This is a genomic window from Odoribacter sp. N15.MGS-14 (genome assembly GCF_000980245.1).
Lineage (GTDB): Bacteria > Bacteroidota > Bacteroidia > Bacteroidales > Marinifilaceae > Odoribacter > Odoribacter splanchnicus.
Genome location: NZ_LARE01000183.1, coordinates 1 through 666, shown reverse-complemented (window position 1 = coordinate 666; position 666 = coordinate 1). Strand labels below are relative to the sequence as shown.

Annotated in this window: 1 rRNA gene; it reads right to left on the bottom strand. The window is 46.4% G+C overall.

What is annotated here, in order from left to right:
* Positions 1 to 257: 257 nt before the first annotated feature.
* Positions 258 to 666, bottom strand: a 23S ribosomal RNA gene (locus tag WS34_RS14980); the annotation flags it as partial.

Here is a 666-nt window from a genome sequence, read left to right as displayed (position 1 = left end):
GATTTGTAACCTTCTGGTATTATTACTGTTCCCATTATTTTTGTCCTCCACTTTTCCAAGCATGTTATCATTTTAGTACAAAATACAATTCTTGTAAATACTGGGAAAAGATTTTTTATATCTGAGATAAAACTTGATAAACAAAAAAGAACCCTTTCGGATTCTTCTTCATGTTCTTATTAAACATGTACCTTCAAAACTACATATACAAAACCGAAACCATGCAGACACTTGCCGCTCCGCTGATTTCTCAGCTTCTGGTCAAGCCCTCGACCGATTAGTAGCAGTCAGCTCCATACATTACTGCACTTCCACCTCTGCCCTATCTACCTCGTCGTCTTCAAGGGGTCTTACTTCTTACGAATGGGATATCTCATCTTGAGGGGGGCTTCACGCTTAGATGCCTTCAGCGTTTATCCCTTCCAGGCTTGGCTACTCTGCCATGCAGTTGGCACTACAACAGATACACCAGCGGCCTGTCCATCCCGGTCCTCTCGTACTAAGGACAGCTCCTCTCAAATATCCTACGCCCACGCCGGATAGGGACCGAACTGTCTCACGACGTTCTGAACCCAGCTCGCGTACCGCTTTAATGGGCGAACAGCCCAACCCTTGGGACCTACTACAGCCCCAGGATGCGATGAGCCGACATCGAGGTGCCAAACC